This window comes from Pseudomonas sp. Sample_20, from assembly GCF_004307585.1.
Classification (GTDB): Bacteria; Pseudomonadota; Gammaproteobacteria; order Pseudomonadales; family Pseudomonadaceae; genus Aquipseudomonas; species Aquipseudomonas atacamensis.
Genome location: NZ_RCOA01000091.1, coordinates 34,220 through 54,465, shown reverse-complemented (window position 1 = coordinate 54,465; position 20,246 = coordinate 34,220). Strand labels below are relative to the sequence as shown.

The window sequence follows — 20,246 nt, the reverse complement described above, 5'->3', positions numbered from 1 at the left end:
CGGATTCAGCACAGCTCGTTCAAGTCGGTGCATCTCGCCAATCTCCCCGGATCGGTCCCCTCTCCCCCTGGGAGAGGGTTAGGGTGAGGGCTGTTGCGCGACCACAAATGCTTCGTCCACCCGCGCCAGATCCTGCTCATTCAGCGTCCCGGCGTAGTAATGCAATTTGGTCCAGGCCATCAGGTAGTCGTAGCGTGCCTGGGCCAGGTCGCGGCGGGTGGTGAACAGTTGCTGCTCGGCATTCAACGCATCGAGATTGGTGCGTTCGCCGCCCAGAATGCTTTGTCGGGTCGAGACCACCAGCGCCTCGGCCGACTTCAGGGCCTTCTGATAAGCGCGCAATTTGCTCACCCCGGACAGGCACGCGCTGAACTGGCGGCGCAGTTCGATCAGGGTTTCGCGGGTCTTGCCATCCAGTTCGTACTCAGCCTGTTCCATGGTGCGGCTGGCCTGCCGTGTGGAGGCCGATACCCCGCCGCCGGCGTACAGCGGCACGCTGACTTCCAGGCCGATGGTGTTGGTTTCGTACCGCTGGTTATAGGTGTTGCCGCTTTCCGACTCGTTGTCGCGCATCGAGGCATAAGCACTGACTTTCGGCAGATGCCCGGCGCGGTTGCGCTCGACTTCGTAGCGCGCCACTTCCACGGCCTGCCGCTGCGAAGCGAGGTTCGGGTTGTTGCTGATCGCCAGTTCATGCCAGGTGTCGAAGTTGGCCGGTTGCAGGGTGAAGGTCTGGAATTGCTGACCAAGCGGCGCCAGATCGCCGATGTCCACCGCCGGCACGCCCACCAGCGCGCCCAGCTCGCGCAAAGCGGCATCCTGCTCGTTGCGCGCTTCGATCTCCTCGGCAGTCGCCAGCTCATAGCGCGACTCGGCTTCGAGAATATCGGTGCGCGTGCCCTCGCCCTGCTTGAACATGTGTTCGTTCTGCTGGAACTGCTGTTCGTAGGCCTTCTTCTTCGCCTGGGCGATGTCGATCTGGTCTTGGGCGAACAAGGCTTTGGTGTAGTTATCCAGCACGCGCACCAACAGTTCCTGACTCTTGCCGCGAAACGCTTCGTCGGCAAACAACGACTGCGCCACACCTTTGCGATACGCCGCGTAAGCCTCGTAATCAAGCAGCGGTTGCTGCACCGTGAGCGCCGAGCCGTAACTGTTGTAGTTGCGCTCATCAGTTCGGTTGCGCGCACGATCATCCAGAGACGTCGCCTTGGACGAGTTGCGGCCCTTGTTGTAGGTGTAACCGATGCGTGGCAGCAGGCCGGCGCGGCCAATCACGCGGTTTTCCAGGCCAGCATCGCGCTCCTTGATTGCACCGAGAAACACCGGATCGTTGCGCAATGCCTGTTCGTAAATCTCGAATGGCCCCATGGCCGCGACTGCCGAGTGACTCGCGAGCAGCGTCATTGCGGCCCCCAGCATGCAAAGCTTTTTCATACAGCCGAACATCCTTATTCCTCGGTCAACGCAGAACCGGCGCGATCAAGCAGCGGTTTGAACAGGTAGTTGAGGAGTGAACGCTCACCGGTGCGCACGAACATTTCCGCCGGCATGCCGGGCTTGATTACCAGACCGTTGAGCTTTTCCATCGCCTGATCACTGACGCTGCTGCGCAACACGTAATACGGCACGCCAGTTTTCTCATCGACCATCTGGTCAGCGGAGATCAGGCTGACTTCGCCGGGCACGCGCGGGGTTTTGCTCTGGTTGAACGCGGTAAACAGGATGTCCACCGGCAAATGCGTGCCGACCTTGTCGATCAGGTTGACCGGCAAGTGCCCTTCCACTTCCAGGGTGGTGCCTTGCGGAACGATTTCCAGCAGGGTTTCGCCCTGACGCACCACGGCGCCTTCGGTGTGCACACCGAGGTTGACCGCCACGCCATCGGCGGTGGCGAGAATCTCGCTGTGTTGCAGGTCGAAACCGGCGGAGGTCAATTGCTCGGACAGGGTTACGCTTTTCAACTGCGCATCGGCCAGTTGCGTGCGCACTTCCTTCTGGTATTCCTCGCCGTGCTGCTGCAACTTCAGGCGTGACTCAAGGATGCCCTGCTCCACACGCCCGCTTTCACCGGTGTTTTCCGCCAGTTGCTGCTGCACCTGCGACAGTTGCCGCTGGTAGTCCATCAAACGGTTGCGCGGGATGTAGCCGTTGTCGGCCAGCGGTTGCAGGTTGCTCAATTGTTGCTGCAAGGAACTGGCCTGGGCATTGAGGTCGCTGCGGGCGCGGCGCATGCCGGCCAGTTGCGCGGTGGCGCCTTCGATGTTGGCGCGCAGTGCCGCTTGTTCCCGGGAGAACGCTTCGCGGCGGCTGCTGAACAGTTGCCGCTGGCCTTCCAGCACCAGCGCCAGGCGCGGGTCCGGGTCGTTGCTCAATTCAGGCGGAAAGGTCACTTGTTTGAGGTTGTCGCGCTCGGCCTGCCACCGCGCGAGGCTGGCCCAAGCCATGCGGTACTGCGCCTGCAGCGATTGCACATCGGCGGCGACCTGCGTCTGATCAAGGCGGAACAACGGCTGGCCCTGCTTCACGATCTGGCCTTCGCGCACCAGAATCCGGCTGACCACGCCGCTGCTCATCGACTGCACAGCCTTGCGTTTGCCCGAGACCACCACGGTGCCCTGGACCGGAATGCCTTGATCCAGCGGCGCCAGTGCGGCCCAAGTGAAGAAACTGCCAGCGCCGACGATGGCCAGAATCCAGCCCAGGCGCGCGAAGAATTTCGCATCACGCTCCGGACGTTCGGTGAGGTAGGCGTGTTCCATGTTCGCTTCGTTTTCAGTGTTCATGCTGGCGCTGCTCATACACCCGAATTCCTTGTCGTGGGCTGATACTGCCGGCTCATGCTGAGCCCGCCCGGTGCTTGTGCGGCTTTTTCGCGTTGCTGTTCCTGCTGACCGGAAAGTGCCTTGAGCACATCCTGACTCGGGCCGAACGCCTGCAAACGGCCATCGTTGAGCACGAGCAATTTGTCAGCCTGAGCCAGCACCGAAGAACGGTGCGTCACCAGAATCACCGTGGTGCCTTGCGCCTTGAGTTGCGCAATGGCGCTGGCCAATGCCGCTTCGCCGACGGTGTCGAGGTTGGAATTGGGTTCATCGAGCACCACCAGACTCGGCGTGCCGTACAGCGCGCGGGCCAGGGCCACGCGTTGCTTCTGGCCGCCGGACAAACCGCTGCCGTCCTCGCCCAGTTTGGTGTCGTAGCCCTGCGGCAAACGCAGGATCATTTCGTGAACGCCGGCCTGTTGCGCGGCAGCTACGACTTTTTGCGGATCGGCTTCGCTGAAGCGCGCAATGTTCTCGGCGATGCTGCCGCTGAACAATTCGATGTCTTGCGGCAGGTAACCGATGTAAGGACCAAGCTGATCGCGGTTCCAGCGATGAATATCAGCGCCGTCGAGGCGCACGGTGCCGCCCAGAACCGGCCACACACCGACCAGCACTCGAGCCAGCGTCGATTTGCCGGAACCGGAAGCGCCGAGCACACCCAGCACTTCACCAGCACTCAGATTGAAATTGACCATGTGCAAAGTGGCCGCACGCTGCCCCGGCGGGCCGGCGCTGACTTGTTCGAAGCTGATCTGGCCTTTCGGTGCCGGCAGTGCCATCGCCTCGTCGCTAGGCGGAAACGCCTGCAACAGCGCATCAAGGCGCCGGTAAGCCAGCTTCGCCCCGCTCCACTGTTTCCAAACGGCGATCAACTGATCGATCGGGCTCAGTACGCGACCCATCAGGATCGAACCGGCGATCATCATCCCCGCCGTCATGTCGCCCTTGATCACCAGCAACGCGCCCAGGCCCAGCACCAGAGATTGCAGGCACAGGCGCAGGGTCTTGCTCAGCGAACTGATCACCGCGCCGGTGTCGCTGGCCTGGTTCTGCAAGCCGAGAAAGCGCGAATGCACCCCGAACCAGCGTTTGCGCAGCGAGCCGAGCATGCCCATCGCCTGAATGGTTTCGGCGTTGTGCAAGTGGCTGGTGGCCAACTGGCTGGACTGCTGGGAAAAACCGGCGGCTTCGCCGAGGGGCTTTTTGGTCATGTATTCGTTCAGGCACGCCAGCGCGATCAACAACAGCGCGCCCGCCGTAGCCAGCACGCCGAGCCAGACATTGAACAAGTAGATGACAAACAGATAGACCGGGAACCACGGCGCATCGAAGAAGGCGAACAGCGCCGGGCCGGTGACGAACTGGCGGATGTGGGTCAGGTCGCCCAGCGACTGCCCGGCGTTACCCTCACCCTTGAACAGGTTGCGCTCGAACGCGGCCTGATAGACGCGCAGATTGAAGCGCCGCTCCAATTGGCTGCCGATGCGGATGACGATAAAGCTGCGGATGACTTCCAGCAGCCCGATAAAGGCGAAGAAACCGACCACCATCAACGACAGCATTGCCAGGGTGGTTTCGTTCTGCGACGACAATACTCGATCGTAAACTTGCAGCATGTAGATCGACGGCACCAGCATCAACACGTTGATCAGCGCGGTGAAACAACCGACGCTGATCAGAATGCTTTTATAGTCGCCCAATGCCTTGATTAACGGAGCGGTGGCAGAAGACTTCGCCATCTTCATTGATTCTTCCTGAATTCATGCCTCGTCATTACCGGACGAGCATTCCATTGATATTCCGCCTGCCTGCCAAAGATGACTTGCAAGTAGCGCTTACAATTTCATAACAACTTGACCGGATGCCGCGCTTATAACGCACGACCACTGGCTTATATCAACTTTCTTTCACCCGCCAACCATTGCCTACTGCGCTGCGCGCTCTAACGTAATAAGCAGTTCGGCGCTCAAGGCCTTTGTATAAATGCCATCACGCTGGCGGCTGAAGAAGGCGATCCTCGAACCTTCCTTGCCGGTGATGGAAATGCCATCGGGCTCTGGAAACCAGCCGATTGGCGCTTCGCCCAACCACGCGGCCAGACATTGAGTGCCCTCGCCCAAGGTCTGGTTCGGCGCAAGCTCGACCAGGCAAGTGTTCGAGGGCTTGTCTTGCAGCGACCGCGTTTCGGGTGTGTCGCTGTGACCGGTCAAAGTGGCCTGCCAGCGCCCGGCGAATGCCGAGGGTTCTTCGAGTCTGAGGCTGCTTGCCATGCTTGTCGCTCCGGTCATCATCAGCGTGACTGCCATCAGCCATGCCATCGTCGTGTCAGTTAAAACGTATCGAGTCATAGGAAACTTCACTTCCGCTCGTAGCCTTGCTCGGCGATCAGGCCGATGCAAGCGAAGAAAGCGACGCACGAGGCGCCGCTTTCCTCTCACATCACGCGACGATGTCGCTGGTCGCAGCCTGGCCCACGGTGCTGACGATAAAGTCAGCCACGCCATGCCCGGAGAAATCCACCGACAACAGGCTGTTGCCGCCCGACGAGGTCAGCACGGCATCGCCGGCAGAACCGGTGAAGCTGTTGACGAAGTGCAGGCCCGCGCCGTTGGTGATGCCGGTCAGGTCGATCTTGTCCAGACCACTGACGAAATCGAGAATCTGATCGATCGCCCCCGGCTTGGAGTCCGAACTGGCGGCGAACACGAAAGTGTCCGAACCGGCGCCGCCCCACAGTTTGTCAGCACCACCAGCGCCGTACAGGATGTCGTTGCCGGCACCACCCTTCAGCTCGTTGGCCACGCTGTTGCCGATCAACAGATCGCTGCCCGAACCACCAATCGCGTTCTCGATGACTGCGCCCTTGGCGATCGACACGTTGCCGACCATGCCGCCCACGTCGGAGAACGAAGCGCTATTGAGGTTGATCTTCTGGTTCTGGGTGAAACCGGAGAAATCCAAGGTGTCCTTGCCGCCGGCATCCCACACCGAGAACACCACTTTGTCGCTCGACGACGACGCGCTGAGGAAATCGCGGCCGGCATTGGAATTGAAGCCGTAGGTGGTATCACCAGTGCGGGTGCTGGTGTTGGCGCCGTAGAGCTTCTGGATCGCGGCGATGTCGTCCATCAGCGGGCCGGACGAATAGGCTTCGACGCCGCCCTTGCTGAAGTTCTGGTTGGTGTTGCTCTCGCTCCAGTAACTCATGACGCTGTAGCCACGGGTGTCCTGGCCATAAGTCGCATCGTTGTAGGTCGGGTTGCCGTTGCCGGCGTTGTAGTCGCCGGGGTGCGCAAGGCCAAGGGTATGGCCGATTTCGTGGGTCAGGGTCTGACGACCGTAGTTGTTCAGATCCGGGTTCTTGTTCTGCGTGTAACCGCTGTTGATCAAGTACCACGAGGTGCCGTCATAACCGGCGCCGGTCCCCGGCAGATAGGCAAACGCCGCAGCACCATCCTGGCCACCGCTGTAGTTACCGAAGGTCATGTGCCCGTCGCCGCCCGAGGCTCTCTCGGTGAAGGTGACATTGGCCACGTCGGCCCAGGACTGCATGGCGAGCTTGGCCTGAGCCTGTTGCTGCGCGCTGAACTGACTGAATCCGCTGATGCCGTGCTTGTTCATCGTGCTGTTCGAGGCCGAGGTCAGGAACGTGTAGGTCAGTTCGATCTTGCCGCTGCCGTCCTTGTCCTGGTAGGCAGCGCCGTCACGCAGCAGTTGCGTAGCCGCCTGGTCGACGGTGTACGAGGGTTTGCCATTGACCGTGAGGTTGCCGCCGCGGTCGTACTGATGGCTGAAGCTATTGATCTGGTTGTACGCCGAGCTGAAGGCAGCCAGCTGGAAAGCCTGTTCGGCGGAATCAACAGCATTGGTTTTAACTTTCGACATAAACACACTTCCTTGTTTAGCAATGGAACAGTTTTTGTCCGACAGGACGATCTTTGGCGAGATCGTCCTATCACTCGCCCAATGAAGGCGTAACGAACCTGACACAATTGGAAATCTGTCGTAAAGAGTTTTTTTGCGATCCAATTTGGTGGTATCAGGAAACTGCCGTAAACAAAGCGTGCGGGGAGGAAAGATTGTTTTTAGTTGTAGCGAGGGTGGAAATTGTCTGACGATTTTCTATTTAAATATTAAATATCGCTAAGTTTGAATTTGTTGGGCAAGTCACACTTTTCGCCAATGGTGCCAGTGATCTGATATCAACTATCCTGATTCATTGAATAACGAATGTGGGAGCGAGCCTGCTCGCGAAGACGCCAAGCCAGTCAACATAAGTGTCGAATGACAAACCGCTTCGCGAGCAGGCTCGCTCCCACAGGGGTCTTGTATGTTGGCCTGAAAAAACTCAGCTACCGGTACGAATCTTGTTCCAAACCCGCGTCCGGATCCGGTCGATATTCAGCGGCATCGCCTCCAGCGCAAACAGCTTGCCCATCATTTCCGGGCTCGGGTAAACCTTGGTGTCGTTCTTGATCGCCGGGTCGATCAGTTTGTCGGCTTGTTCGTTGCCATTGGCGTAATGCACGTAGTTGCTGATGCCGGCCATGACATCGGGGCGCAGCAGGTAGTTCATGAAGGCGTAGCCGGCCTTTTCGTCTGGTGCGTCGGCGGGCATGGCGACCATGTCGAACCAGATCGCCGCGCCTTCCTTGGGAATCGCATAACCGATCTCGACGCCGTTCTTGGCTTCCTTGGCGCGATTCTCCGCTTGCAGTATGTCGCCGGAAAAGCCCACCGCTACGCAGATGTCGCCGTTGGCCAGGTCACTGGTGTACTTCGAAGAATGGAAGTAGCTGACATAGGGCCGCACTTTCATCAACAGGGCTTCGGCTTTTTTGTAGTCTTCGGGATTCTTGCTGTGGTGCGGCAGGCCCAGATAGTTGAGCGCCGCCGGGAGCAGTTCCGGGCCGTTGTCGAGGATCGCCACGCCGCACTTCTGCAGTTTTTCCATGTATTCGGGCTTGAAGATCAGATCCCAGGAATCCACCGGCGCGTCGTCGCCCAGCACCGCTTTGACCTTGGCGATGTTGTAGCCGATGCCGGTGCTGCCCCACAGATAAGGGAAACCGTGCTCGTTGTTGGCGTCGTTGGTCTGCAAGGCCTTGAGCAGCGCCGGGTTGAGATTCTTCCAGTTCGGCAACTGACTCTTGTCGAGTTTCTTCAGCGCCCCACCCTGAATCTGCCGCGCCATGAAGTGGTTCGACGGAAAAACCACGTCGTAACCGGATTTGCCGGTCATCAGCTTGCCGTCGAGGGTTTCGTTGCTGTCGTAGACGTCATAGGTGACGCCGATGCCCGTCTCTTTCTGGAAATTCTTCGTGGTGTCCGGGGCGATGTAGTCGGACCAGTTGTAGACCTTGACCGTCTCGGCCGCGTGACTGACGGAAGCGGCCAGCAACAGCGGCGCCAATGCGAGGGTTTTCTGGATCATGGGGCGATTCCTGTATGGGCTTTTTTTGTTGGCAGGCAATCAAAGGATCAAACAATCAGAAAATCAGCACGTAGCTCTTGCGCACGGTTTCCTGGATATCCCAGATCCCGAGCGTGTTGGCAGGCAACATCAGTGCGTCGCCGCCTTGTATGTGCAGGGTTTCGCCGCCACCGTCAGGGGTGAAGGTGCAGCGCCCGGAAATGAAATGGCAGAACTCCTGCGCGGTGATCTGCCGCCGCCAGCGGCCCGGGGTGCATTCCCAGACGCCGGTTTCGACACCGTCGTCGCGCTCGACACTGGTGGTCGAGGCAATTGCGACGGGTTCGCCGAGGGGCACGGCGACCGGGTTGGATTCTTCGAGCTCAAGCGTGGCGGTGTTCTTGAATTGGGTGATGCTCATGGCGTGACCTGTTTATTGAGGGAAACGGCGTTCAGTGCATGAAACCTTCCATGAACCCGGCGACCCGGCTGGCGAGCTTGCGCCGCCAGGGCGCGGTCGCGGGATTGGCCAGGGTCTGGTCTTCGTGCACGAAACTTTTGATGATCGCGTTGTAGCCGAGCCAGCGGAATGGCTCTGGCTCCCAGGCACGCAGCGCATGAATGCCACCGTCGGGCAGGACCCACGGTTGTTGGGTCAGCGCGCTGTCGCGCTCAAGAATCAGATCGGCCAGCGTCCGGCCGCCGAGATTGCTGGCACCGACGCCCTCGCCGCCATAACCGCCAGACAACGCGATGCCGTTGGCGCGGTCGCAGAGCATGTGCGGCTTGAAATGCCGCGACATGCCAAGGTTGCCGCCCCAGGCGTGGGTGATCTGCACATTTTTCAGCTGCGGGAACAGTTCGCCGAACAGATAGCGGCGCAGTTCGACCTCATCGCGGGTGAGGTTGAAGTCATGGCGCAGCTTGCCGGCGAACTGATAACCGCCACGGGCGCCGAAGATCAGACGATTGTCGGCACTGCGCTGGCCATAGGTGACCTGACGGCTGAATTCACTGAAGGCCTGGCCGCGATTGAGGCCGATTTCGTCCCAGGTCGCAGCGGACAGCGGCTCGGTGGCGACAATCAGGCTTTGCACCGGCAATTGATAACGGCCAAGTGGCGGCAAGGTCACCGAATAACCTTCCACCGCCGGGACGATCCAACGGCTGCGCACGCTGGCCTTGGCGGTCCGCAAACTGCCGGGTTGCCAGTGAGTAACCGGGCTGTTTTCGTAGATTTTCACGCCCATGTTCTGCACGGTCCGCGCCAGACCACGGACCAGTTTCGCCGGGTGAATGGTCGCGACATGGGGGGCGAAGATGCCGCCGTAGGGCTTGGCCACGCGGATCTGCCGGGCCAGCTGCTCGGGACTGAGCCAGCGGTAGTCGTTATCGGTAAGGCCTTGGGCGTGCAGCTTGCTCAGGTAATCGCGCAGAACGGCTTCCTGCTCTGGGTAGCGCGCGGCACAATAAAGCACCCCGCCCTTACGGTAATCGCAGTCGATGCCTTCGCGTTCGAGGACGATCTCCACTTCATCGGGGATGCTGTGCAGCAGATCGAACGACGCCCTGCGCTGCTGCGGCGATAAGCCTGCGAGCAAGCGATCCTCGCCCAGCAAATTACCCATCAGCCAGCCGCCATTGCGTCCGGATGCACCGAACCCGGCGGTTTGCGCCTCGACGATGGCGATATCCAGGCCGGGCGCCTGTTTTTTCAGGTAGTACGCCGTCCACAGTCCGGTGTAACCGGCGCCGATGATCGCCACGTCGACGTCCAGGTCCCGCTCCAGCGCAGGCCGCGCCAATAGCGGCTCATCGAGCTGATCCATCCACAAACTGATCGTGCGCCACGCCGACATGCAAGACTCCGCCACTGAAAACTTTCGATGGCGTCGATCCTAGTGGCTGCCTTCAGTGGATGTCTTGCGCGCGTGCCCGCAGAGAAATTTGTTTGGCATAGGCCTTGGGCGACTGGCCGGTGTATTCGCGAAAGCATTTGTAAAACGCTGACAACGAATTGAAGCCGGCGGCAAACGCCAGCTCGTCGACACGCAACGGCGGCGTAGCGCTGTCCAGCGCACGCAGCAAATGCTGCAGGCGCGCCTGATTGACGTAGCGGTAAAAGCTTTGCCCGAGCACCTGATTGAGCAGATAGGAGATCTGATTGCGGCTGTACCCGCACTCCTTCGCCACCCGTTGCAGGTCAAGCTCAGGGTCCAGATAAGGCTGCTGCTTTTCGAAATACTGCTGCAGGTCTTCGGCCATGAAACTCAGCTGCCGCGGTGACAGACCCAGCCGACTGACGGCCGGACGCTGACTCTGTGCCGAACTGCCGTCGGCTTGAGTACGCACCAGCGAGGCATACTCGTTGACGCGCCAGATCAAGCCGTCCTTGACCGTGATCGCTTCGCTGGAACGAAACGACACCAGGCCGTCGCCGCCGCGCAAGGTCACCTCGTATTGAATGAATGCGGTGTTGCCATCCACCCGGATTCGGTCGCAATGTTCGAGCAGTTCGTCGGATTCTCGCGGCATGCTCACGCGCACGTATTCGCGTAACTCATCCAGACCGAGCACCCGGTTCTGAAAGAAATCGTTGTACTGGATATCGGCGTGATAAAGCGCCATCACGCTGTCCAGATCACGGTGTTTCCAGCTCAGGTGATAGCGCATGACCGTGGCGGCCGTGGCCTGGGTCTGTTCTGGGCCGTCATCATCGGCGTGCATAAGCGGCTCGGCAAAAAAGAACCGAGCTTGCCCAACTTCCTCTGCCGCTTCAATGAAAAATCCATGGTGGCGTTTTGGCGATAATCGATGAGCCAGTGACTTACATCAAAAAATGCGAATCAATCGCTAAACGGACTGAAAAAACTCACAGTTTTTTCACACACGGATGCTACTTTTAAAGCTCAAGCACTGGTTGAGCCAATGAAGGCTCTTCCCACCTAACATGAGCAAAAGGAAGCGCTCGATGAAGCAGGCGGGCAACACCATGAATAAAGGGTTCAGCAAAGTCACCTTTCCAAACGCTTGCCAGCTGATGCGCTGGCATTTTCATCCCATGGGTTTCGAGGCGACGATGGATGCGCCGGGCAGCTTGATCGCCCGTCTGTTTGATCGTGCCAGCGGCGAAACCATGATCGCCATTGCCGGCATTCCCTGCGCAACGGTGATGAACGCGGCAGACGTCGAGCGCATCATCGAAGCCATCGAGGATGAGCTGGAAGCTTTCACTCCTCCTGAATCTCTCAAGAACTACGCATAACCACCTGATTTAAAACAAAAAGCCCGCCGCGATGCGGGCTTTTTATTGGTCAGGCGCTGGCCTTTTCGCGTCGATGGTCGACGAAGAAGGGCTTACCCTTGGCGACTCGATCCGACGCCCTCGGCATGTTTACCGCTTGGGTTTCCTGCGGCTCGACGTACCAATAGCAATGGCTGACGGCGCGCGTGATACCGACGTAGGCAAGGCGCAGGATTTCGTCCTTTTGCGCATTGTCGTACGGCTCGCTGTCGCCACTTTTGCCCAATCCCGCCATGCGATAGACCTGATTCTTGTACGGAGAACTGGTCAGATGCTGGCAATCACCCAGCAGAAATACTGCGTCAGCCTGCAAGCCTTTGGCGCTGTGATAGGTCAGTTGCTTCAGCCGCCGCGCGTCATAGGGCAAGCTCGAATCTACATTAAGTACAGGCTGAATATGCTGGTCTATCAACAACTTATCGCTGCTTTTTCGATAAAGCATCAAGATTGAATCGCCGCGCCGATAATGCTCGGCCAGGCGCTGACCCAATGCTTCATCATCCCGCTCAAGCACATTGACCGGGTGAAGCGGCTTGGGCTCACCACTGGCCTTGGCCTTCTTGCCTGCGATTGCCGGCGCTGCACGGACAATGTGTTCGGCGGCGTCGATGATGTGCTGATGGCTGCGATAGTTGTCACTGAGCATCACTCTTGTGGTGCTCGGTGAAGGAAATTCCTTGTTGAACTCCATGAAGTATCTCGGTGAGCTGCCGCGCCAACCGTAAATCGATTGCCAGTCATCGCCGACGCACAACAGCGACGACCGCTGCGCCCCTCGCCCAACGTGCATGGCCGGGCCACGGCTGCGGATTTCATTGAGGCTGGCGCGAATCCACGAAACGATCTGCGGCGATACGTCCTGGAACTCATCGATCATCAAATGCGCCATAGGCCGCAGCAACTCATCGCTGAGCAGCTTGAGGTTTTCCGGCGAGTGCTCGCTGAACAGCGCGAACATGCGGTTGTAGGTCATCACTGGCGGTTTCTGATCCAGCAGATGATCTTCAAATGCGCGCCAGAACAGGCTCAGGGCTTCAAAGAAAAAGCGATCGGGATCGTCCTTGGCGAAGCTCATCCGACTGACCGCGTCCGGTACATCCAGGCCGAGGTTTTCGATAAAGCCTGCTGCGGCGACAAAACAATCCAGCAATGGCGCCGATGCCAGCTCGCCTTTGACCTTGTAATCAAAGCCGGGACCGGCGCTGGCATCTCCGGCCAACGTCGCAAGAACGCGCCTGGATGACTCGTAACTATCCAGCCATATCAATGGTTTACGGCAGAAAGCTTGAAACAGGGTGCGCTTGACCGCCCACTCTGCACGGACACTCAGCTTGGCGTTGGGTCGGGTCAGCTGGGCGTTTTCCCTGGGATCAAAGCCGAGCACCACCCAGGCATCTAGGCTGGGAATATAGCCATGAGCGTGGAACTTCGAGCCATTGATTTCGAAGGCTTGCCGATTCGGCTCGATGCCTTTAATGGGCCACGCCCCTGCACGAAACCATAAATCTTCAATCACATCGCAGAGCTCTTCATCGCGCTTGGCCGCCAGTTCGGTGACCGCCATGCGTTTCTGCACATCAGGATGATCGCGCTCCAGTTCCTTCAACTGTAATCCGGCACGGGACAGCGGCTGGATCAACTGGCGGAAACGCTCATCGTCGTTGAACAGGCGGTGATAACAAGCATTAAGTTGCTGGCGCTGCGCGTCATTGATGCGCAGGTCAAACGGATTGCTGTCGACCTCCTCCGCGCCGCTTTGCGGGCGATCGCTGAGGTTCTCGAAGGCCTGCAAACGCTCGAAACCCGGCAGGCTGCGCACCATCGGCAGGATGCGTGAGTGGAAGGTTCTGACCAGCTCGCGGGCCTGCTTGAGGTTCAGCGGCTGCCCCCACAGCGTGAAGATTTCGATCAGTTTGTTGATGAAGTCCTTGCGCGATTCGCGGGTGAAGGTCACCACGGTCATCGAATCCAGCTCAAAACCCAGATAATGGCTGAGCAACAGAATGCGCAGCACCAGCGTGGTCGATTTGCCGGCGCCGGCACCGGCCACCACCGAGGTGGACGGCGTATCGCTGAAGATCATCTTCCACTGTGCGGCGCTGGGCTGGGCGTGGGCCGGAAGCAAACGGGCAACGTCAGCCTTGATGCGCTTCTTCAGTTCCGCCGTCAGCGGCAGGCGCCAGTCATCGAACAGGTTGTTATCGACGCTGGGCGGCCGATGCTCGGTGTTGCGGCTGTCGCGAATCAGCAGCACCTGGCGGCCTTCCTCCAAACCCTCAAGCTTGCCCTCCTTGAAACCGTATTCGACGCCAGCGGTGTGGCCACTGCGAAATCCGTCGGCTTGCCCGTGCAGCCACGACGCCCGGTGCTGGGCGCGCAGCTTGGTCAACCCGTGACCAAAGAATCGCGCGGCCAGACGCTTGAACCAGGGCATCTCGGCCAGTGGACGAAGTTCAGGGGGAAGATCGGGAATGTGTTGCGCCACGCTGACGGACTCCAGGGTGTGAGGCTGTGGCGGCTATGGTGTCTGGATTTGCCGTCCAGTTCTAGCGAAATGCTTACAGGTCATCGGTTTAGGCGACGAATTGAAAGTCGGATGAGACGATTTCGAGGCGCATTCCCATCAAATAACCTGATCATGATGCGGCAGTTTTTGCGCTTTTTATCGATGATTGCCTGATAGATGATCGTCGTCATCAACCACGGGGACCGCCCCCTGACGACCCTTATTAGGAGACGATCATGCTTGAACTCAGACCCTTCAGCTCGCTGGGCGGCGCCCATCATGGCTGGCTGGACGCGCATCACCACTTTTCCTTTGCCGAATACTACGATCCGCAGCGGATGAGCTGGGGCAACTTGCGCGTGTGGAACGACGACATCATTGCCGCAGGTACCGGTTTCCCGCAGCATCCGCACCGCGACATGGAAATCATCACTTACGTCCGAGAAGGTGCCATCACGCATCAGGACAATCTGGGCAACAAGGGCCGCACCGAAGCCGGCGACGTACAAGTGATGAGCGCCGGCACCGGCATCGCTCACAGCGAGTACAACCTGGAGGACAAGGAAACCAAGATCTTCCAGATCTGGATTCTGCCGACCGAAACCGGTGCGCCGCCGTCCTGGGGTGCCAAGCCGTTTCCCAAAGGCGAGCGCGAGGGTTTTGTGACATTGGCCAGCGGCAAGGACGGCGACGACCAGAGCCTGCACATTCGCGCCAATGCTCGTCTGGTGGCGGCGAACATCAAGGCTGGTGAAACAGCCGAATACCGGCTCGACGAAGGGCGTCGCGCCTATCTGGTTCCGGCCACTGGCGTGATCGAGGTCAATGGCTTGCGTGCCCAAGCGCGCGATGGCGTTGCGGTGGCCCATGAGCAAGTGCTGACGGTCACGGCGATCGAAGACAGCGAGATCGTACTGGTCGACCTGGCTTGATCTGCAGGCAATAAAAAAGGGCAACCAGTACGGTTGCCCTTTTTCATGTGCGCATCACTTGGTGGAAATAGCGCCATCCACCAACGTTTGCGCTTCGGCCACCAGTTGCTTGAGGTGGTCGTCGCCGAGGAAGCTTTCGGCGTAGATCTTGTAGATGTCCTCAGTGCCCGACGGACGCGCGGCGAACCAACCGTTCTCGGTCATGACTTTCAGACCACCAATGGCCTGATCGTTGCCCGGTGCATGGCTGAGGATGCTCTGGATCTTTTCGCCCGCCAGTTCGGTCGAGGTGACCTGTTCCGGCGCCAGCTTGCTCAGCAGCGCCTTCTGCTCCGGGTTGGCTTTGGCGTCGACACGTACCGAGAACGGCTCGCCCAGTTCGTCGGTCAGCGCGCGGTAGGCCTGACTTGGATCGCGCCCGGTGCGCGCCGTCATTTCAGCGGCGAGCAAGGCTGGAATCAGACCGTCCTTGTCGGTGCTCCATACACCGCCATCCTTGCGCAGGAACGAGGCGCCAGCACTCTCTTCACCGCCAAAACCCAGCGAACCATCGAACAGGCCATCGGCGAACCACTTGAAACCAACCGGCACTTCGTAGAGACGACGGCCCAGGCGCTTGGCCACGCGGTCGATCAGGCCGCTGCTGACCACGGTTTTGCCCACGGCGGCATCAGCGCGCCATTGCGGACGGTTCTGGAACAGGTAGTCGATGGATACCGCCAGATAGTTGTTCGGCGCGAGCAAACCACCGGACGGCGTGACGATGCCGTGGCGGTCATGATCCGGGTCGCAGGCAAACGCCACGTCGAAACGCTCTTTCAGGCCGATCAGGCCCTGCATTGCGTGGCTGGACGACGGATCCATACGGATTTGGCCGTCCCAGTCGACGGTCATGAAACGGAACGTTGAATCGACCTGTTTATTCACCACTTCCAGGTCGAGACGGTAGTGTTCGGCAATGGCCGACCAATAGCGCACCCCTGCTCCGCCCAGCGGATCGACACCCAGACGCAGCTTGGCGTCGCGGATGGCATCGAAGTCGATGACGTTGATCAGGTCGGCGACATAAGTGTTCAAGTAATCGTGGCGATGGGTCGTGCTGGCCTTGAGCGCCTGCTCGTAGCTGATGCGTTTAACCCCGGCCAGTTTGTTCGCCAGCAGCTCGTTGGCCTTGGCTTCGATCCACTTGGTGATGTGGGTATCGGCCGGGCCACCGTTGGTTGGGTTGTATTTGTAGCCACCGCTTTGTGGCGGGTTGTGCGACGGCGTGATGACGATACCGTCTGCCAGGCCGGAGGTACGGCCGCGGTTGTAGCAGAGAATGGCGTGGGAAACTGCCGGGGTCGGCGTGTACTCATCGCCTTCGGCGATCATCACGGTGACGCCGTTGGCGGCGAGGACTTCCAGTGCGCTGGCGCCGGCCGGGGTCGACAATGCATGGGTGTCGATGCCGACGAACAGCGGGCCGGTGATGCCCTGGGCTTCGCGATACAGGCAGATCGCCTGGCTGATGGCCAGAACATGCCATTCGTTGAAACTCAAATCGAACGAACTGCCGCGGTGGCCGGACGTGCCGAACGCCACTCGCTGGGTAGAAATCGATGCATCAGGCTGGCCGGTGTAATAGGCCGTAACCAGTCGCGGGATATCGACCAACAGTTCTGCCGGTGCCGGTTTGCCCGCAAAAGGACTGAGTGTCATGCAAAAACCTCTGAAATCGGAGTGGTTCAGGAAATGCAGCGCAGTTTACTGGCAGTTTGACCACTGTGCGACGGGATGTATCCGAAACTCGCCCGATGTTTTTTAACGTTATTGACCGGGTGACAGGCGCAAGGCATCGCCGAGCAAGCCGATGACACTCGGCAGATCCCGCTCGCCGTGGTGCAACGCGCTTATCCGCAGATGATCCGCATGCAGACCTTGCAGGCTGAACAGCTCGCCGGGGGCCACGATGATCTGTTGCTTGAGCAGGCGACGGAACACATTCGCCATGTCGACCGGCCGTAACGAACGCACCCACACCGTCGCCCCGCCCTGCGGCTCGACTATCTGCAGCGTATCGCCCAAACGTTCGTGCAGAACCTGGATCAACATGGCTCGCCGCTCACCCAGCATTCGCCGCAGCACAGATAAGTGCTGATCAAGCCGCCCGCCATTCAACAACCGGGCAATCGCCTTTTGGCGGATCGGCGACAAGCGAAATGCGCGCAGCAGAAAATGGCGTTGCAGCGCCTCACGCCAATGACGCGACAGGACAAAGCCGAATGGCGCTTCAGCGCCGACGAATTTCTCGAAAGTGGAAAACACCAGCAGACGCTCAGGATCAAGCCAACTGCGCAAACGCTGTGAATCATTGCGCTCGTCAAGCTCGCTGTAGCAGTCGTTTTCCAGTACCCAGACGCCATGTTGATTGAGCAACTGCGCAGCGGCCTGCTGACGCTCATGGGTGAAACCCTTGCCGTGGGGCATGCTCAACACTGAGGACAACAGAACCAGACGTACTGGCTCGTTCTCCAGCAGCGATTGCAGTACCGACAGATCAAGCACGCCTTCGGCCAGCAATGGCCATTCGATCACGCGCACCCCGCACGACTCGAGCAGACGCAATATCACCCAGTCGCACGGTGATTCGACAATCACGCTGGCCTGACGCAATTCAAGCACCGAAATCAGAATCTCCAGGACCCCGCGCAGATCAGCACCGATATAGATGTCATCGGCATGCCAGAAATGCTCTGTCGAACTCGTGTACCGCGCTGCCAGGGCAACCCGCAATTCCAGCTCTCCGCAAGGTTGCACGAATGTCTGTAGCTGACGTGGATATTGGCGCAGAAGCTCACGTTCCAACGTCAACAACGGACTGTCCAGCGGTTGCAGCGAGGCCGGTTCGTCGGCGCTCAACACACACATTCCGGGACGTCTGGCGTTGACGTACACGGTCTCCAGCAGATCATTGCCGTTGCCGGGCGCATCCATGCTGAACAGCGCTTGCGCGTAATACCCTGACTTGGCTATCGAATAGACTCGACCTTCCTTCTCCAGAAGCGAATAGGCGTACTGCACCGTTGAAATGGAGACATTCAGTCGATCCGCCAGTTGTCGCAAGGAAGGCATGCGTACCGCCGCACCACCTCCGGCGTCATCAATCAGCGTGGTCAGATATCGATAAACTGCCTGATAAACAAAGTCGTTGTCCCGCGCGCTTTTCACACCCTCATTTCCGTAGATATCGGTTCACAACCCAGGCTCCGGCTCACCGTCAGCGTTCCGTCGACCGCTCGAATGACGAGGCCGAACCCGCCTGATCCTCAGACGCGTTCTCCGAGGCTAATTGCCTGGGCGCATGAATCTGCACAGGGCCTGTTGCATAGAGGCGGATCACCAATCTGACCGGCAACCCGCTCACTTCCGTTATCCACTTCAAAACCTGCTCCGGCGCGTGCAAGCCTTGCATGGCGCGGTGCAGGTCAGGCATGGCGACCAGCATGCCGGGATGACAGTTGCGCAGGAAGCGTTCGAGACCTTTGCCGTTGTCGATGAACGGCGCAAACAGCAGGCACACCAGCTGCGTTTCGCTCAATCCGAAACCATTGGTGAGGTAATCCTCGGCAAGCATCCGCAGTTGTTCTGGCCCGCCGGCGTTGTCGTAGCTGGCCAGCAAGTGCTCGCAGACGGTTTCGGCAACCTGCTTTCGCCGCATGTCGGCCAGCGTGTGCCGGACGTAATCGTCGATGCCCGCCTCATAGGCGCGCCCCTCGATGAAGCGTGCGTACAAACCTCGCACGTGCGCCGAGATCAGAGGGTCAGCGAATACCGCTTCGCCCTGGTACAGTGCCAGGTCGTCAGGCTCATAACCGAGAAATTCGCCCAGCAGCGGCCAACGATCCTCGATTTTGCCGACCATCATGTCGTTGATGTCGATAAAACTGGTGCGCCGACAGGCTTCGAACTCACCTTCCGGGCGCCACGCTATCCGGTCGTCATCTGCGCGCAGCTCGCGGTAAAAATCATCACCGAGCCCGTCGAGCAGCGGAAAAAGTGCTTCGAATCCGGCATTGACCAGTTCTGGACCGGCTATTGCCACTCGCTGCATTGCACGGTTCAGGCCTTCGAGGAAATGCTGCTGACTGCCTTTGGTTTCAGTGCTGATCATGGCGTCGACACCATTGTTCCAGCGGGCGATCTGGCTGTAGTACTCGGCCGTCGCCAGGTAGGCGTCATCCCATAATTCAGGCGTTTCCAGCCAAGTGCGACAGTGCCCGACCAGCAGCAGATTGACGCGGCTGGCCTCACGCCCTTCGTTGCTCACAGGCGTGCGATGGTCGAACGGCAGCACTTCGCGGTTATCCACCATCAGCACCTCGACCCGTGGATCGTCATAAAGGAATAGCGCGCTGTAGCTGCGATGCAGGTTTTGCAGGGCGAGCGGGCTGTCGCCACTCCAGCGCAGGGAAGCCACGCGCAACTGGAAGGTCGCCGGAGCACGTCCGGCAATGGTCAACTGCGCAGCCCGGAGCAAGGCCAGGGTGTAACAGCCGTCACGCAGGCCGGACTGAGGCACCAGCACCTTGAATTGCCCAATGTTTTCCATGCCGCCTGCGGCCACCACCAGGCGCTGTATCAACAACTGCAATGCCGTGCGCTCGGCTCGGGAAAAGAAACTCAGCAGACGCTGCAATACTTGCTGATAGACATAGTTCATTGCCTGATCATGGATCGTGCTCATCGGTATTTACCCGGTATCAAAAGTTTCATGCCGCGCAGACATGACAATGGGCGCGCGGCAATTGGATCAATAAGTAATAGACGCTGAAATGCTAACACTTACAAAGTTGTAGTTATTTGAAACACTTCACCTGAATAAAGCCATCCAGATGCCAAGCGTCACGTTCAACCACCCGTATTCATTGGGCTTTCGCAATTCGAAAATGATCTGAGGAAACTTCCCACAACGTCCCACGACAAATCATTACAAGAAAAGGAGAAGCAACTTCCGAAACGCCCTACAGCAATTAAACAGAAATTGGCGAAGCCAGCCGAGCCAGCCATTTGATATTGCCTTGGACAAATTGAATGCACAGCCATAGCTCATTCCTTGAGATGAAAGTAATCATTCAATTATCAGTGCTTATAGTGTGATTAGAAGATACAGATCGAAGGCAAAAACCAGTTCAGTTGCTGAAGGGTTGATGCTTCGATATCGGGAAGGGTTTACTGACAGCGGAGGATCTAAACAGAAAAGAGTCCGTGGCGGCCACGGACT

Annotated in this window: 15 protein-coding genes; 2 read left to right on the top strand and 13 right to left on the bottom strand. The window is 58.9% G+C overall.

The genetic code is table 11. The annotated features are described in order from the left end of the window. Positions 1 to 78: 78 nt before the first annotated feature. The 9 genes from D8U70_RS19470 to D8U70_RS19430 form a co-directional block, all read right to left on the bottom strand. Positions 79 to 1,449 (bottom strand): TolC family outer membrane protein, encoded by a 1,371-nt coding sequence (locus tag D8U70_RS19470; protein ID WP_024013060.1) that lies wholly within the window; start codon positions 1,447 to 1,449, stop codon positions 79 to 81. A 2-nt stretch (positions 1,450 to 1,451) separates the two neighbouring features. Next, positions 1,452 to 2,801: an HlyD family type I secretion periplasmic adaptor subunit gene (locus tag D8U70_RS19465; RefSeq protein ID WP_130929542.1), complete on the bottom strand. Its 1,350-nt coding sequence runs from the start codon at positions 2,799 to 2,801 to the stop codon at positions 1,452 to 1,454. Then, positions 2,798 to 4,573: a type I secretion system permease/ATPase gene (locus D8U70_RS19460; RefSeq protein ID WP_130929541.1), complete on the bottom strand. Its 1,776-nt coding sequence runs from the start codon at positions 4,571 to 4,573 to the stop codon at positions 2,798 to 2,800. The genes D8U70_RS19465 and D8U70_RS19460 overlap by 4 nt, the downstream gene beginning before the upstream one ends. A gap of 180 nt (positions 4,574 to 4,753) precedes the next feature. Then, complete coding sequence (locus D8U70_RS19455; RefSeq protein ID WP_153188968.1) at positions 4,754 to 5,176, bottom strand: AprI/Inh family metalloprotease inhibitor; 423 nt, start codon at positions 5,174 to 5,176, stop codon at positions 4,754 to 4,756. A 91-nt stretch (positions 5,177 to 5,267) separates the two neighbouring features. After that, complete coding sequence (locus D8U70_RS19450; RefSeq protein WP_130929540.1) at positions 5,268 to 6,713, bottom strand: serralysin family metalloprotease; 1,446 nt, start codon at positions 6,711 to 6,713, stop codon at positions 5,268 to 5,270. Between the two features lie 463 nt (positions 6,714 to 7,176). Further along, a complete protein-coding gene (locus tag D8U70_RS19445) occupies positions 7,177 to 8,262 on the bottom strand; it encodes a polyamine ABC transporter substrate-binding protein (RefSeq protein ID WP_130929539.1) in 1,086 nt (361 codons plus the stop codon). A gap of 55 nt (positions 8,263 to 8,317) precedes the next feature. After that, positions 8,318 to 8,662, bottom strand: a complete 345-nt coding sequence (locus tag D8U70_RS19440; protein WP_024013066.1) for a cupin domain-containing protein — start codon at positions 8,660 to 8,662, stop codon at positions 8,318 to 8,320. 31 nt (positions 8,663 to 8,693) lie between these two features. Beyond that, positions 8,694 to 10,100, bottom strand: a complete 1,407-nt coding sequence (locus D8U70_RS19435) for an FAD-dependent oxidoreductase (protein WP_130929538.1) — start codon at positions 10,098 to 10,100, stop codon at positions 8,694 to 8,696. 52 nt (positions 10,101 to 10,152) lie between these two features. Next, the gene (locus tag D8U70_RS19430; RefSeq protein WP_130929537.1) at positions 10,153 to 10,968 is read right to left on the bottom strand and encodes a helix-turn-helix domain-containing protein; all 816 of its coding nucleotides are present in this window, start codon (positions 10,966 to 10,968) and stop codon (positions 10,153 to 10,155) included. Positions 10,969 to 11,233: 265 nt separating this feature from the next. On the opposite strand from D8U70_RS19430, the gene D8U70_RS19425 reads away from it, so the two are divergent. Beyond that, the gene (locus D8U70_RS19425) at positions 11,234 to 11,506 is read left to right on the top strand and encodes a DUF1652 domain-containing protein (RefSeq protein WP_041480416.1); all 273 of its coding nucleotides are present in this window, start codon (positions 11,234 to 11,236) and stop codon (positions 11,504 to 11,506) included. Positions 11,507 to 11,555: 49 nt separating this feature from the next. On the opposite strand, the gene D8U70_RS19420 is transcribed toward D8U70_RS19425, so the two are convergent. After that, positions 11,556 to 14,030, bottom strand: coding sequence for a UvrD-helicase domain-containing protein (locus D8U70_RS19420; RefSeq protein WP_130929536.1), 2,475 nt, complete (start codon positions 14,028 to 14,030; stop codon positions 11,556 to 11,558). A 257-nt stretch (positions 14,031 to 14,287) separates the two neighbouring features. Between D8U70_RS19420 and D8U70_RS19415 the strand changes: the two genes are divergently transcribed. Further along, positions 14,288 to 14,983: a pirin family protein gene (locus D8U70_RS19415; RefSeq protein WP_073476198.1), complete on the top strand. Its 696-nt coding sequence runs from the start codon at positions 14,288 to 14,290 to the stop codon at positions 14,981 to 14,983. Between the two features lie 54 nt (positions 14,984 to 15,037). Here D8U70_RS19415 and pgm read toward each other — a convergent pair whose 3' ends face one another. From pgm to D8U70_RS19400, 3 genes are all read right to left on the bottom strand, one after another. Then, positions 15,038 to 16,684 (bottom strand): phosphoglucomutase (alpha-D-glucose-1,6-bisphosphate-dependent), encoded by a 1,647-nt coding sequence (gene pgm, locus D8U70_RS19410; RefSeq protein ID WP_016774846.1) that lies wholly within the window; start codon positions 16,682 to 16,684, stop codon positions 15,038 to 15,040. Positions 16,685 to 16,792: 108 nt separating this feature from the next. Further along, a complete protein-coding gene (locus tag D8U70_RS19405; RefSeq protein ID WP_130929535.1) occupies positions 16,793 to 18,193 on the bottom strand; it encodes a PLP-dependent aminotransferase family protein in 1,401 nt (466 codons plus the stop codon). Between the two features lie 49 nt (positions 18,194 to 18,242). Continuing rightward, positions 18,243 to 19,709 carry a hypothetical protein gene (locus tag D8U70_RS19400; protein ID WP_071172545.1) on the bottom strand — a complete coding sequence of 489 codons (1,467 nt, stop codon included), beginning with the start codon at positions 19,707 to 19,709 and terminating at the stop codon, positions 18,243 to 18,245. Positions 19,710 to 20,246 lie beyond the last annotated feature (537 nt).